The organism is Candidatus Nanopelagicales bacterium (assembly GCA_041393815.1).
Taxonomy (GTDB): domain Bacteria; phylum Actinomycetota; class Actinomycetes; order S36-B12; family JAWKJK01; genus JAWKJK01.
Genome location: JAWKJK010000003.1, coordinates 450,171 through 463,848, shown reverse-complemented (window position 1 = coordinate 463,848; position 13,678 = coordinate 450,171). Strand labels below are relative to the sequence as shown.

Annotated in this window: 11 protein-coding genes; 10 read left to right on the top strand and 1 reads right to left on the bottom strand. The window is 74.1% G+C overall.

Annotation, left to right across the window (positions count from 1 at the left end):
• Window positions 1-13: 13 nt before the first annotated feature.
• The 10 genes from R2737_11770 (at window position 14) to R2737_11725 (ending at window position 11,353) form a co-directional block, all read left to right on the top strand.
• Window positions 14-1,522: a wax ester/triacylglycerol synthase family O-acyltransferase gene (locus tag R2737_11770; GenBank protein ID MEZ5116935.1), complete on the top strand. Its 1,509-nt coding sequence runs from the start codon at window positions 14-16 to the stop codon at window positions 1,520-1,522.
• 223 nt (window positions 1,523-1,745) lie between these two features.
• A complete protein-coding gene (gene ruvC, locus R2737_11765) occupies window positions 1,746-2,321 on the top strand; it encodes a crossover junction endodeoxyribonuclease RuvC (GenBank protein ID MEZ5116934.1) in 576 nt (191 codons plus the stop codon).
• Window positions 2,318-2,995 (top strand): Holliday junction branch migration protein RuvA, encoded by a 678-nt coding sequence (gene ruvA / locus R2737_11760; protein MEZ5116933.1) that lies wholly within the window; start codon window positions 2,318-2,320, stop codon window positions 2,993-2,995. The genes ruvC and ruvA overlap by 4 nt, the downstream gene beginning before the upstream one ends.
• Entirely contained in the window at window positions 2,992-4,143 is a 1,152-nt protein-coding gene (gene ruvB / locus R2737_11755; protein ID MEZ5116932.1) for a Holliday junction branch migration DNA helicase RuvB, read from the top strand. The genes ruvA and ruvB overlap by 4 nt, the downstream gene beginning before the upstream one ends.
• Window positions 4,144-4,260: 117 nt before the next feature.
• The gene (locus R2737_11750) at window positions 4,261-4,806 is read left to right on the top strand and encodes a hypothetical protein (GenBank protein ID MEZ5116931.1); all 546 of its coding nucleotides are present in this window, start codon (window positions 4,261-4,263) and stop codon (window positions 4,804-4,806) included.
• A 162-nt stretch (window positions 4,807-4,968) separates the two neighbouring features.
• Window positions 4,969-5,331: a preprotein translocase subunit YajC gene (gene yajC, locus R2737_11745; protein ID MEZ5116930.1), complete on the top strand. Its 363-nt coding sequence runs from the start codon at window positions 4,969-4,971 to the stop codon at window positions 5,329-5,331.
• A 144-nt stretch (window positions 5,332-5,475) separates the two neighbouring features.
• Entirely contained in the window at window positions 5,476-7,218 is a 1,743-nt protein-coding gene (gene secD / locus R2737_11740; GenBank protein ID MEZ5116929.1) for a protein translocase subunit SecD, read from the top strand.
• A complete protein-coding gene (gene secF, locus R2737_11735) occupies window positions 7,218-8,429 on the top strand; it encodes a protein translocase subunit SecF (protein ID MEZ5116928.1) in 1,212 nt (403 codons plus the stop codon). Before secD ends, secF begins: the two co-directional genes overlap by 1 nt.
• Before the next feature lie 3 nt (window positions 8,430-8,432).
• A complete protein-coding gene (locus tag R2737_11730; GenBank protein MEZ5116927.1) occupies window positions 8,433-8,966 on the top strand; it encodes an adenine phosphoribosyltransferase in 534 nt (177 codons plus the stop codon).
• Window positions 8,967-9,010: 44 nt separating this feature from the next.
• A complete protein-coding gene (locus R2737_11725; GenBank protein ID MEZ5116926.1) occupies window positions 9,011-11,353 on the top strand; it encodes a bifunctional (p)ppGpp synthetase/guanosine-3',5'-bis(diphosphate) 3'-pyrophosphohydrolase in 2,343 nt (780 codons plus the stop codon).
• Between the two features lie 302 nt (window positions 11,354-11,655).
• On the opposite strand, the gene R2737_11720 is transcribed toward R2737_11725, so the two are convergent.
• Window positions 11,656-12,906: a DUF349 domain-containing protein gene (locus R2737_11720; protein ID MEZ5116925.1), complete on the bottom strand. Its 1,251-nt coding sequence runs from the start codon at window positions 12,904-12,906 to the stop codon at window positions 11,656-11,658.
• Between the last annotated feature and the right edge of the window lie 772 nt (window positions 12,907-13,678).

Sequence of the window (13,678 nt, the reverse complement as noted above, 5' to 3'; positions counted from 1 at the left end):
CGCAGGAGGTCACGTGAACGAGCGGGTCGGCGAGCAGCTGCGCGGCTGGGACGCGGCCACCTGGCGCACCGCCAGCGGTGATCCGGGGATGCGGTCCACCGTGGTGGCCCTGGTGCTGCTGGAGCAGGAGCCGGACTGGACCCGGCTGCACGAGCGGTTCGACCGGCTCACCCGGATGGTCCCCGCGCTGCGCAAGCGGCCGCTGTACGGGATCACCGGCGTCTCCTCGCCACGGCTGGCGCTGGACCCCGACTTCGACCTCGACGTGCACCTGCGCCGCTACCGGCTGCCCAAGGGGGCAGGGTGGCCGGCCCTGATGGACGAGGCGCGTCGGATGAGCCTCACCGACTTCGACCACGACCGCCCGCTGTGGGAGGCGGCGCTGATCGAGGGCCTGCCCGGCGGCCGGGCTGCGCTGCTGATGAAGCTGCACCACTCCATCGCCGACGGTCAGGCCACCGTCCTCATCGGCCTGTCCCTGTTCGAGTTCGGGCCCCAGCCCAACCCGGAGGAGCCCGCGGCCCCGCCGGCGCCCACCGCGGAGGACGTACGCCACCGCGAGATCTCCCGGGCCAACCTCAGCGACAACGTGCGGTTCGGCCTGGAAGCCGCGCAGGCGGTGGTGAAGACGGCGACCGACCTGGCGATCGGGACCTTCACCGACCCGGCCACCACCTGGCAGCGGGCGCTGGAGCTCATCGCCTCGGTGGGCCGGTTCGCGGCCGTGCCAGACGGCCCGCTGTCGCCGCTGATGACCGGGCGGGGCACCACGTACCACTTCGGCGCCTTCTCGCTGCCGTTCCCCGATCTGCGCGCCGCGGCGAAGGACCACGACCTGACCGTCAACGACGCCTTCATGGCCGCGGTCGGCGCCGGGATGGACCGCTACCACCGCCGCCACGGCCAGCCGGCCGAGCAGCTGCGCTTCAACGTGCCGATCAGCCTGCGCGGCGACCCGGGGGACCGTAGCGGCCAGGCGTCGAACGCGGTCACCATCGCCCGGTTCGAGCTGCCGGTCGCCGACCGCGACGTGCCCACCCGGATGGCCGAGGCGCACGCGCAGGTGGCCCGGTGGCGGGACGAGCCGGCGCTGCGTCTTGCGGACCCGCTGGCGGAGGTGTCCTGGGTCGTGCCGGTGCCGCTGCTGGCGTCCGCGGCGCGGGCCAGCGACGTGACCACGTCCAACGTGCCCGGCCCGCCGATCCCGCTCTTCATCGCCGGTGCGAAGGTCGAAGCGACCTGGCCGCTGGTGGCGACCATCGGCGCTGCCGTCAACGTCTCGATGGTCACGTACGACGGGACCGCCTACGTCGGGGTGTCCGCCGACGACCGGGCGGTGCCGGACACCGCGGAGCTGCTGGAGGACCTGCGGGCCGGGTTCCACGAGGTCACCGGCAAGCGGATCGGGAGCGCGGACCCGCTCGCCCCGCAGCGCTCGACGTCCGCCGGCAGCCGGTCCCTGGCCGGCTCGGCCCGCCCGGCGAAGAAGCGAGCCGCCCGCAAGCCCGCCGCCTCTGCCTGACCCGTCGCCGAGTGGAGTCTTGTGGTGGAAGTCGATCGATCGACTTCCACCACAAGACTCCACTCGCGAACACGCCACTCGCGCCTCCCACCGTCGAAGCCGGTCAGCCTCCGGCGTGCCGCTGCCGCTGTGAGCGGCCGCCCCGCGCTAGCCTGACCGAACACCTGTTCGGGGCGCGCGTTCGACGTCGTCGCGGGCCCGGACGCGACGGGAGGTCGTACGCGTGCGCGTGCTGGGGGTCGACCCGGGGCTGACCCGGTGCGGTGTCGGCGTCGTCGAGGGGGCGCCGGGCCGTCGGCTGGCCCTAGTGGACGTGCGCGTCGTACGTACGCCCGCCGACGCCGACGTGGCCAGCCGGCTGCTGGCGCTCGACGACGTCCTGGCCGAGGTGATGGAGGAGTTCCGGCCCGACGTCGTCGCCGTCGAGCGGGTCTTCAGCCAGCACAACGTACGCACCGTCATGGGCACCGCCCAGGCCGCCGCGGTCGCGATGCTCGGCGGCTCGCGCCGCGGGCTCCCCGTGGCCGTGCACACGCCCAGCGAGGTGAAGGCCGCGGTGACGGGCAACGGCCGCGCCGACAAGGCCCAGGTCACGGCGATGGTCACCCGGCTGCTGCGGCTGCCCGAGGCGCCGAGGCCCGCGGACGCCGCCGACGCGCTCGCCCTGGCGATCTGCCACCTGTGGCGGGGCGACGGGGCCGTCCGGATCGCGTCCGCCGCAGCGGCGGCCCCGCCGTCGCGCATCCCGCGCACGGCCGCCCAGCTCCGAGCGCTGCAGGCCGCCGGCGGTGCGCGGTGATCGCCTTCGTCCGCGGCCGGGTGGCCGAGGTCGGCCCGGACCGCGCGGTCGTGGACGTGGGCGGCGTGGGGCTGGCGCTGCAGTGCACCCCGGGCACGCTCGCGGCGCTGCGGGTGGGGGAGACCACCCAGCTGCCCACGGCGATGGTCGTGCGGGAGGACTCGCTGACCCTGTTCGGGTTCGCCGACGACGACGAGCGGCTGGTCTTCGAGCTGGCCCAGACGGTGACCGGCGTCGGTCCCCGGCTGGCGCAGTCGCTGCTGGCGACGTTCTCGCCGGAGGACCTGCGGCGTGCCGTGTTCGCCGAGGACGTCACCGCGCTGACCCGGGTCCCCGGCGTGGGCCGCAAGGGCGCGCAGCGGCTGGTGCTGGAGCTCAAGGACCGGCTCGGCCCCCCGCTGGGCGGTTCGGAGACCGCCGACGAGCCGAGCGGGGCCGTCGGTGGAGCGGTCGCCGGCGCTGCGGCCTGGCGGGTCCAGGTGCACGCCGGACTGGTGTCCCTGGGCTGGTCGGCCCGGGAGGCCGAGGCGGCGTGCGACGCGGTCGCGGTCCGGTTGGACGCCGCGGCCGCCGGCACAGAGCCCGAGGACGGCGCCGGCACCGGGCCGCTGCCCGACCCGACCGACGTCGGCGGGCTGCTCAAGCTCGCGCTGCGCTCGCTGGACCGCGCGTGAGCGGCAGCCCGCGCGGCCGGCGCGACGCCGGGCCCGAGGCGACGTACGAGGACGCGTACCCGCCGTCGTACGACCCGGCCGCGGACGAGCGGGCCGACGCCGACCGCCTCGTCGACGCGGGGCCCGACCCGGACGATCTCGCGGTCGAGGGGGCGCTGCGGCCCCGCACGCTGACCGAGTTCGTCGGGCAGGACCGGGTCAAGGCCCAGCTCGGGCTGGTCCTCGAGGCGGCCCGCCGGCGCGGCCGGGCCGCCGACCACGTGCTGCTCTCCGGGCCACCCGGGCTGGGCAAGACCACGCTGGCCGCGATCATCGCCGCCGACCTCGGTGCCCCCCTGCGCGTGACCTCCGGGCCCGCGCTCCAGCACGCCGGCGACCTTGCGGCGGTGCTGTCCAGCCTGCAGCCGGGCGAGGTGCTGTTCCTGGACGAGATCCACCGCACCGCCCGGGCGGCGGAGGAGATGCTCTACATGGCGATGGAGGACTTCCGGGTCGACGTCGTCGTCGGCAAGGGGCCCGGGGCCACCGCCATCCCGCTCGACCTCGCCCCCTTCACCCTGGTCGGCGCCACCACGCGGGCCGGACTGCTCCCAGGCCCGCTGCGGGACCGCTTCGGCTTCACCGCGCACCTGGACTTCTACGACCCGGCGGACCTGCAGGTCATCGTCGAGCGCTCCGCCGGCCTGCTCGCCGTGGACCTGCGCGCCGACGGCGCGGAGGAGATCGCCGGCCGCTCCCGCGGCACCCCCCGCATCGCCAACCGCCTGCTGCGGCGGGTCCGTGACTACGCCCAGGTCCACGGCGACGGGGTCGTCGACCGGGACACCGCCCACGCGGCGCTGGACCTGTACGAGGTGGACGCGCTGGGGCTGGACCGCCTCGACCGGGCGGTTCTCGACGCCCTGCTGCGCCGGTTCGGGGGCGGCCCGGTCGGGCTGTCCACCCTCGCGGTGGCCGTGGGGGAGGAGCCGGAGACGGTGGAGACGGTCGCCGAGCCGTTCCTGGTCCGGGCCGGCCTGCTGGCGCGGACCCCCCGCGGCCGGGTCGCCACCCCCGCCGGGTGGGCGCACCTGGGCCTGGCCCCGCCGCCGGGGACCGCGCCCCTCGGCGCGCAACCGGTGCTGCCCCTCGACGAGGGGTCCGGCTGAGCCCTCCGCGGGGAACGTGAGGGGCGTCACGGCCCCGGCGGGACCTCCGCCGCGCCTCGGTGCGGCCCGTTGGACACGATGGTGTCGTCGCCGGTTCCCGCGCCCGGGAGGCTCGCCATGACCATGCGTCCGACGCGCCCCGCTCGTCAGTCCCCGTCCCTGAGCGCTCGCCGGTGGCCCGTCCGGGCCGCCGCCGTCGCGGCGCTCTCCCTGGCGGTGGCGGTGAGCCTGGGCGGGTGCTCCTCGTCGACCGTCGAGGCGGACGCGACCCCGGCGTCCCCCACGGCAGCGTCCCCCACACCTGAGGCGTCCTCGTCGTCCGCCGCCCCCACCTCCTCGGCCCCCGCCGGCGACAGCGACTGCACCCGCGTCGTCACCGCCGACAGCAGCAATACCGAGCTGCAGGAGGCCGCGACCGCGGTGCTCGACGCGCTGGACTGCGCCAGCCCCACGGACCTGCACGACCAGCTCACGGCCCTCTACGAGGACCCGGAGTTCCAGTCGCAGGCGACGGCGGCCGGCTGGCAGCTCGGGATCAACACCGTGGACGTCGGCGGCAAGACCACGGCGATCTCGATGGTCGACCTGTCCACCTCGTCCTCCTGCCAGGTGCAGGTGATCACCTCGCCCCGGACGATCGGCCTGATCTGCGGGGACGCGTAGCCCGGACACCGGGTGAGGGCGGCGGGCGAGACCGCGCCGGGCCCTCGCGCGGGCGCGGGTTCGGGCCCGGGGCCCGATCCGGGTTACCCTCGTCGGCAGCCCGTACGCCGGCGCCGCCGCGTCGACGTGCCCCATACGCCCGCAACCCTCCGGAGTCCCCGCGTGGAAGCGCTCGTCACGTTCGGCCCCCTCATCCTCATCGTCGGCGTCTTCTGGCTGCTGGTGCTCCGCCCCGCGAAGCAGCGCCAGGCCCAGCAGGCCCAGCTGCTGTCCCAGGTCCACCCGGGCGCGCGGGTCATGACGACCGCCGGCCTCTTCGGCACCGTCACCGACGTCACCGAGGACGAGCTCGGCCTGGAGATCGCCCCCGGCGTCACCGTGCGCTACGTCAAGCAGGCGATCGCCAAGATCGTCGACGACCCGGCCGACGCGCTCGACGTGGAGGACGTGGCCGACCTGACTGACCACGAGGCCGAGCCGGTGGAGTCCGACGCCCCGGCCTCCGGCGACGCGCGCAACGCCTGACCGGGGCCTGACACAGACTCCCGGGCGCGAGGGGGGATACTTCTCCCTCGTGTCGCGCCCTGCGTCGGGCGGGCACGCCTGACGACCTCGAGAGCCGCCGCGACCGGCGGGGGCTCCTGACGACCAAGAGACGGACTTCCGACAGTGGCAGCACCCACGCGCAGCCGACCCGGCCGCGCCCTCCTCGTGCTGGCCCTGGTCACGGTGGCGCTGTCGGTGTGGGCCTTCTGGCCCGGCACCGACCACACCCCGCGGCTGGGCCTGGACCTGCGTGGCGGCACCCAGGTGATCCTGGTGCCCAAGCCGGTCAAGGAGGGCGAGACGATCAGCGACCAGCAGCTCACCCAGACGGTGGAGATCATCCGCCAGCGGGTGAACGGCATCGGCGTCGCCGAGGCCGAGGTCGCGGTCCAGGGCTCGGGCAACAACGCCGCGATCGTGGTGTCCGTCCCGGGCGTCAACCAGGAGCGCATCGTCGAACTGGTCGGCCGCACCGCGCTGCTGGACTTCCGTCCCGTGGAGGCGATCTCCGCGCCCGGGCCGGTGACGGACACGCCGACCGACGCGGCCACCCCGTCGGCCGAGCCGACCGGCTCGCCGTCCCCGTCCCCGTCGGCATCCGCCGCTCCCGAGGCGTCCGCCTCCGCCGAGGCGTCGCCCGCGGCCTCGCCGAGCCCGTCGGCCACCAACGACGCCGCGCAGCAGGCCGGCAACCAGCTGGTGCAGGCGCAGGAGAACACCCCGGAGTTCCAGGCGGAGGTCGCCGCGCTGGACTGCCTGGACCCGCAGAACCGCGCCGGCGGCACCCCCGACGACCCGGACCTGTGGCTGGGCACCTGTGACCGCGACGGCGCCGGCAAGTACACCCTGCAGCCCGCGTTCATCCGCGGCACCCAGGTCACCGACGCCTCCGCGCAGCTCGCCCAGGGTGGCGTGGGCTGGGTCGTCACCCTGAACTTCGACTCCGAGGGCGCCTCCGCCCTCGCCGAGGCGTCCACGCAGCTCTACCAGCTGCCGCCCCCGCAGAACCAGTTCGCGATCGTCCTCGACGGCGTCGTCTACTCCGCCCCGTCGTTCCGCGAGCCGATCATCGGCGGCTCGGCCCAGATCGAAGGCAGCTTCACCTCGCAGGAGGCGCAGGACCTCGCCAACGTGCTGAAGTTCGGCGCGCTGCCGGTGACCCTGGACGTCGCCGAGGTCACCTCCGTGTCGCCGACCCTGGGTACGGACCAGCTGCGCGCCGGGCTGCTCGCCGGCGCCCTCGGCCTCGCCCTCGTCGTGCTGTACCTGCTCTTCTACTACCGCGCGCTGGGCATCGTGGCGGCGCTCAGCCTGGCCGTGGCCGGCTACCTGACGTACGTGTCGATCGTGGTCCTCGGCAAGGCCATCGGCTTCACCCTCACCCTGGCCGGTGTGGCCGGTGTGATCGTCGCCATCGGTATCACCGCGGACTCGTTCGTCGTCTACTTCGAACGACTGCGGGACGAGATCCGCGAGGGCAAGTCGCTGCGCCAGGCCACCGAGGCCGGCTGGATCCGGGCCCGCCGCACCCTGCTGGCGGCCGACTTCGTGTCGCTGCTCGCCGCGGTCGTCCTGTACTGGCTGTCCGTCGGCAGCGTCCGCGGCTTCGCCTTCGCCCTGGGTCTGACCACGATCATCGACGTCGCGGTGGCCTTCTGGTTCACCCACCCGGTGGTGGTCCTGCTCGGCAACACCAGGTGGATGCAGAAGGGCGGCCGCTGGTCCGGGGTCGACCCGCACCGCCTCGGCGCCACCACGCTGGCCGGCACGTCCGCCACGACCCGACGTCGCCGTACGCCGGCGGGGGTCGGTGCGCGTGACGGCGACGGCGGCGATACCGACACCCCAGGCAAGGAGGTCGAGTGATGTCGCGCCTCGGAGGCCTGGGCGCCAGGCTCTACAACGGCGAGGTGTCCTACGACTTCGTCGGGCACCGCCGCCGCTGGTACATGATCTCGGCCGGAATCCTGCTGGTCGCGTTGGCCGGGCTGCTCTTCCGCGGGCTCAACTACGGCATCGAGTTCCGCGGCGGCTCGGAGTTCCAGGTCCCGGCGTCCTCCTGCACGGTGGAGAGCGCGCGCGGGGCCGCGCAGGACGTCGCCGGCGGCCAGCCGATCGTCACCGAGCTGGGCACCGGCGCGCTGCGGATCCAGACCGAGGCGCTCAGCGTCGCGGAGAGCAACACCATGGTCTCGACGCTGAGCCAGACCTGCGCCGTGGACGGCCAGGAGATCAAGGTCCAGCTGGTCGGTCCCTCGTGGGGTGGCGAGATCACCCGCAAGGCCCTGCAGGGCCTCGGGGTGTTCCTGCTGCTCGTGACGATCTTCCTCACGATCTACTTCGAGTGGCGGATGGCCGTGTCCGCGCTGGTCGCGCTGGCGCACGACCTGGTCATCACCATCGGCATCTACGCGTTGACGGGATTCGAGGTGACTCCCGCGACCGTCATCGGTGTCCTCACCATCTTGGGCTACTCGCTCTACGACACCGTCGTCGTGTTCGACAAGGTCAAGGAGAACACCCGCGGCATCACCGGCCAGAGTCGCTACACCTACAGCCAGGCCGCGAACCTGGCCCTGAACCAGACCCTGGTCCGCTCGATCAACACCTCGATCGTGGCGCTGCTGCCCGTGCTCGCGATCCTCTTCGTCGGCGCGGGCATCCTCGGCGCCGGGACGCTCAAGGACCTGGCGCTGGCGCTGGCCGTCGGCATGGCCGCCGGTACGTACTCCTCGATCTTCGTCGCCACCCCGCTGCTGGCCCAGCTCAAGGAGCAGCAGCCGGAGATGAAGGCCCTGGCCAAGCGGGTGCACGCCCGCGCGGCCGGTGGGGGGTCGGCGGCCAAGGGCCGCAAGGCCTCCGCCGGTGCGAAGGGCGGTTCGTCCCGCGGCGGGGTCGCGGTGGCCGAGGAGGTCGCCGAGGACATCGAGGCCGAGGAGGAGTCCGCCGACTCCGGCGCGGCGTCCTCGTCGTCGTCGGGTGCAGCGGCCGCGGCCCGACCGCAGCGGCCGGTGTCCACCGGTCCGCGCAACCAGCCGCGCAAGCAGACCCGCAGCAAGCGCGGCAAGGGCCGCTGACCGGTGGCGTCGCACGACGCCGACGCGCTGCTGCGCTCCCGGATCCGGGTCGTTCCCGACTGGCCCGAGCCGGGGGTCGCGTTCCAGGACCTGTCGCCGCTGCTGGCCGACCCGGTCGCGTTCGGGACCGTGATCGACCTGATCGCGGTCCGGTTCGGCCGCGGCACGGTCGACGAGGTCGTGGGCATCGAGGCACGCGGGTTCCCCTACGCCGCGGCCGCCGCGTACCACCTCGGCGCCGGGTTCGTCCCGCTGCGCAAGGCCGGCAAGCTCCCGGGCGAGGTGCACGTGGAGGAGTACGCCCTGGAGTACGGCACCGCGACGCTGGAGGTGCACACCGATGCGCTGCGGCCCGGCCGTCGGGTGCTGGTCGTCGACGACGTGCTGGCCACCGGCGGCACCCTGGCCGCGGCGGCTGCTCTGGTCCGGCGCACCGGGGCCGACGTCGTGGGAGCCGCGGTGGTGGTGGAGCTGCTGGCCCTGGGTGGCCGGGACCGGCTGCCGGACCTCGACCTCCACGCGCTGATCACGGTCTGACCCGGCCGTACACTGCGACCACGGAACTCGTTCAGGAGCGGCCCGTGGCCTCAGAGGCGGTGACTCCGGCGACGAGCGACCCCGCCTCCGCGCCGGTCGCCGCGCCCGACCCCGCCACGCCCGTCGAGGAGCAGGCCCCCAACACCGGCTCGCCACCGTCCCCCGGGTCGTCCTCGGGTGGACTGCGCTCTCGGCTGGCCCGCTTCACCGGCAGCCGCTCCTCGCACCCCGAACTCGAGCCGCTGTTCCGCACGGTCCGGCAGTTCCACCCCCGCAGCGACCTGAAGCTGCTGGAGCGCGCGTACGAGACCGCGTCCTACCTGCACCGCGACCAGAAGCGACGCTCCGGCGAGCCGTACATCACCCACCCCCTCGCGGTCGCCACGATTCTGGCCGACCTCGGCATGACCGCCCCGACGCTGGCGGCGGCTCTGCTGCACGACACCGTCGAGGACACCGGCTACTCGCTGGACTCGCTTCGGGAGGACTTCGGCGACGAGATCGCCGGCCTGGTCGACGGCGTCACCAAGCTGGACAAGGTTCGCTACGGGCAGGCGTCGGCGGCGGAGACCGTACGCAAGATGGTCGTCGCGATGGCGCGCGACATCCGGGTTCTGGTCATCAAGCTGGCCGACCGGCTGCACAACATGCGCACCCTGCGCTGGCTGCCGCCGGACAAGCAGGAGACCAAGGCCCGCGAGACGCTGGAGATCTACGCGCCGCTGGCGCACCGGCTGGGCATGAACGCGGTCAAGTGGGAGCTGGAGGACCTGTCCTTCGCCACGCTCTACCCGAAGATGTACGACGAGATCGTCCGGCTGGTGGGCTCGCGGGCGCCGTCGCGCGACCAGTACCTCACCAAGGTCATCGGGGAGATCGACGAGGACCTGCGGGCCGCGAAGATCAAGGCCACCGTGACCGGGCGGCCCAAGCACTACTACTCCGTCTACCAGAAGATGATCGTGCGGGGCCGCGACTTCGCCGACATCTACGACCTGGTCGGCGTGCGCATCCTGGTGGACTCGGTGCGCGACTGTTACGCGGTCCTCGGCGCCGTGCACGCGCGGTGGAGCCCGGTGCCCGGGCGCTTCAAGGACTTCATCGCGATGCCCAAGTTCAACATGTACCAGTCGCTGCACACGACCGTGATCGGCCCGGACGGCAAGCCGGTCGAGCTGCAGATCCGCACCCACGACATGCACCGGGCTGCCGAGTACGGCGTCGCCGCGCACTGGCGCTACAAGCAGACCGCGGTCGGCGGGAAGTCCGGGCCGGACGACTTCGGCTGGCTGCGGCAGCTGGTGGAGTGGCAGCGGGAGACCGAGGACCCCGACGAGTTCCTCGACTCGCTGCGCTACGACCTGGGGTCCACCGAGGTCTTCGTGTTCACCCCCAAGGGCGACGTGGTATCGCTGCCGTCCGGCTCCACGCCGGTGGACTTCGCGTACGCGGTGCACACCGAGGTCGGCCACCGCTGCGTCGGCGCACGGGTCAACGGCAAGCTCGTACCGCTGGAGTCCAAGCTCGACAACGGCGACGTGGTCGAGGTGTTCACGTCGAAGTCCGAGGGCGCGGGGCCCAGCCGGGACTGGCTGACGTTCGTCGGCTCGCCGCGGGCGCGCAACAAGATCAAGGCCTGGTTCTCCAAGGAGCGCCGCGAGGAGGCCGTCGACCAGGGCAAGGACCAGATCGTCAAGGCCATGCGCAAGCAGGGCCTGCCGCTGCAGCGGCTGATGACCAACCAGGCGCTCACCGCGATCGCGGCGGACTTGCGGCAGCCGGACATCACCGGGCTGTACGCCGCGGTGGGGGAGGGCCGGATCTCCGCCGCGTCCATCGTCACCCGGCTGGTGGCCGCGGCCGGCGGGGAGGACGGCGCCGCGGACGACGTCGCCGAGGCGACGTCCCCGACCAAGATCGCCCCGGCCCGACCGCGCACCCAGGGCGACCCTGGCGTGGTGGTGAAGGGTGCCGCGGATGTGTGGGTCAAGCTGGCCCGCTGCTGCACGCCGGTGCCGGGGGACGAGATCGTCGGCTTCGTGACGCGCGGGTCCGGGGTGTCGGTGCACCGGACCGACTGCGTCAACGTGCCCGGGCTCGAGGCCCAGCAGGGGCGGATGGTCGACGTGGAGTGGGCGCCGACGGACTCGTCGGTGTTCCTGGTGCACATCCAGGTGGAGGCGCTGGACCGGGCCCGGCTGCTGTCGGACATCACCAGGGTGCTGTCCGACCAGCACGTCAACATCCTGTCGGCGTCGGTGACCACGACTAGGGACCGGATCGCGATGTCCCGGTTCGTTTTCGAGATGGCCGACCCCAAGCACCTCGACTCGGTCCTGCGGGCCGTCCGCCAGGTCGACGCCGTCTTCGACGTCTACCGCGTCTAGCCGACCCGCCCCACCCCCACCCGTTCTTTCGGGCACACGATCCGCTTAGCGGATCGTGTGGCCAGGTTGGACGGCGTGTCGGGCCCGGATCCGGTCACACGATCCGGGCGCCGGTACGGATGTGACGGGTGGGGTGTCGCCGAAATCGTTTGCCGGTTGCCGCAGGCGTCGGCGCCCGCTGACGTCCCTCCTGCCTCACGCACTACGTGGCCCGGATCGTGTTGCCGCCCACGCCCTCGACACGCCCTACGAGTTCGCCACACGATCCGCTAAGCGGATCGTGTGCCTGAGCGGGGCGGCGGCTAGCGGGTGAAGTCGGCCAGGGCGGACTCGGCGGCGGCCAGCAGCGAGCGGGTCGACTCCAGCGAACGCTCCGCATCGGCGACCTTGCGCGCGTCCCCGGCCGCCTGCGCCGCGGCGAGCTGCTTCTCCAGCTTCGCCACCGACGCCGAGAACTGCTCCACTGTCGCCTCGGCGCGGGCCCGGGCCTCCGGGTTGGTCCGGCGCCACTCGTCCTGCTCGGCGTTGCGAACCGCGTCCTCGACCTTGCGCAGCCGGCCCTCGACCCGGTCCCGGTCACCACGAGGGACGTGCCCGGCCTTCTCCCACCGCTCCTCGATCGAGCGCAGCGTGGCCTTGGCGGCCCGTAGGTCGGTGAGCGGCAGCAGCGCCTCGGCCTCCGCGAGCAGCTGCTCCTTCACCACGAGGTTCTCCCGCAGGCTCGCGTCCTTCTTGTCGAACGCCTCGTTGCGCGCCCCGAAGAATGTGTCCTGCGCCGCCCGGAACCGCTGCCACAGCCGCTCCTCGTCCTGCCGGGACGCGCGCGGCGAGGCCTTCCACCGGTCCATCAGGGCCCGGTAGGCGCGGGCCGTCTCGCCCCAGTCGGTCGACCCGGCCATCGCCTCGGCCTCGGCCACGATCTGGTCCTTGACCGCCACGGCCTCCTTGCGCTGGGAGTCCAGCTGAGCGAAGTGCTGCCGGCGGTGCTTGTCGAACGTGGAACGAGCGTGGCTGAACCGCTTCCACAGCTCCTGCTCCTTGCCCCGGTCCACCCGGGGCGAGGCCTTCCACGCGTCCAGCAGGGCGCGGAACCGGTCGCCGGTGGCCTTCCACTGGGTCGAGTCTGCGAGCGACTCCGCCTCGACCACGATCGCCTCGCGCGCTGCCAGCGCCTCCGCCTTGGCCTTCGCGCGCTCGGCCGCCACCTCGGCGCGCCGCTGCGCCACGAGCGCGTCCAACGCGTCGCACCGCTCCAGCAGCCCGGCGACGTCGCCGACGTACGCCGGCTCGGCCAGCGCCTCGCGGACCTTCGCGGCCACCTGGGCCGCCTGCTCGGGGTTGGACTTGCCCTCGCCGAGGCGGCGCTCGGCCAGGTCCACCTCGACCGCGAGGTCGTCGAACTTGCGGGCGAAGAAGGCCAGGCCCTCCTCCGGCGTGCCCGCCGCCCACTGGCCGACGACCGTCTCGGCGCCGTCACGGTCGCGTACGTAGACGGTGCCGTCCTCGGCCACCCGGCCCCACTGCATTGAGGCGGACGGGGCGATCGGCTCCACGACGGGTCCCGGGCTCGGCTCCGGCCCCGACGGGCGCGGGCGGGCCAGGTCCGCGGGAGTAGGCGCGGCCGGGCGGGGTCGCATGGCCGCCGGCGTCGGTACGGCCGGGGCGGGACTCGGCGTTGGGGCAGGTGCCACCGGTGCGGCAGGCGCCGCGGGTGCGGTTGGCTCCGGCTCCGCGGGGGCCTGGGCCGCCACCTCGGCTGCGGTCGGTTCCGGGGCGGTCGGCTCCGGCGCGACGGGTTCCGGTGCGGTTGGCTCCGCGACCTGCTCCACCGGCGGCGCCGGCTCGAGCGGCGTCGCCTCGGGGGCGGGGGCCACGGCGGCCGGCTGCACGGCGGGCTCGACGGCAGCCGGCCGCACGGCGGGCTCGACGGCGGCAGGCACCACGGGCGGCGCCACAGCCTCGGGCTGCGGGGCGGGCTCGACCGACTCCGGCTGCGGGGCGGGCGGGACGGCGGCGGGTGCCGCCTCCGCGGGCCGGGTCGCCTCGGGTGCGGCCGGCTCTGCGGTCTCGCCAGCCGCGGGCGTCTCGGGTGCAGTGACCGGCTCGGGGGCCTCGGCAGGTTCGGCCGCCGCAGGCGCGGGCACCGGCTCGGGAGCGACGGCGGTCTCGGGAGCCGTAGGCGCACGGACCGGTTCGGGAGCCTGGGCAGTCTCGGAAACGTCGGCGTCGGCAGCAGCCTCCGCGGCCGTGGCCTCGGCAGGCTGGGCAGCCTCGGGCGCGGACGTGTCAGGGGCGCTGGACGTGTCGGGGGCGCTGGGCTGGGGC

What these genes read in the sequence shown, in the direction of transcription:
- secF (MEZ5116928.1), top strand. Translation starts at nt 7,218, where the DNA reads ATGTCGCGCCTCGGAGGCCTGGGCGCCAGGCTCTACAACGGCGAGGTG.
- R2737_11750 (MEZ5116931.1), top strand. Translation starts at nt 4,261, where the DNA reads ATGACCATGCGTCCGACGCGCCCCGCTCGTCAGTCCCCGTCCCTGAGC.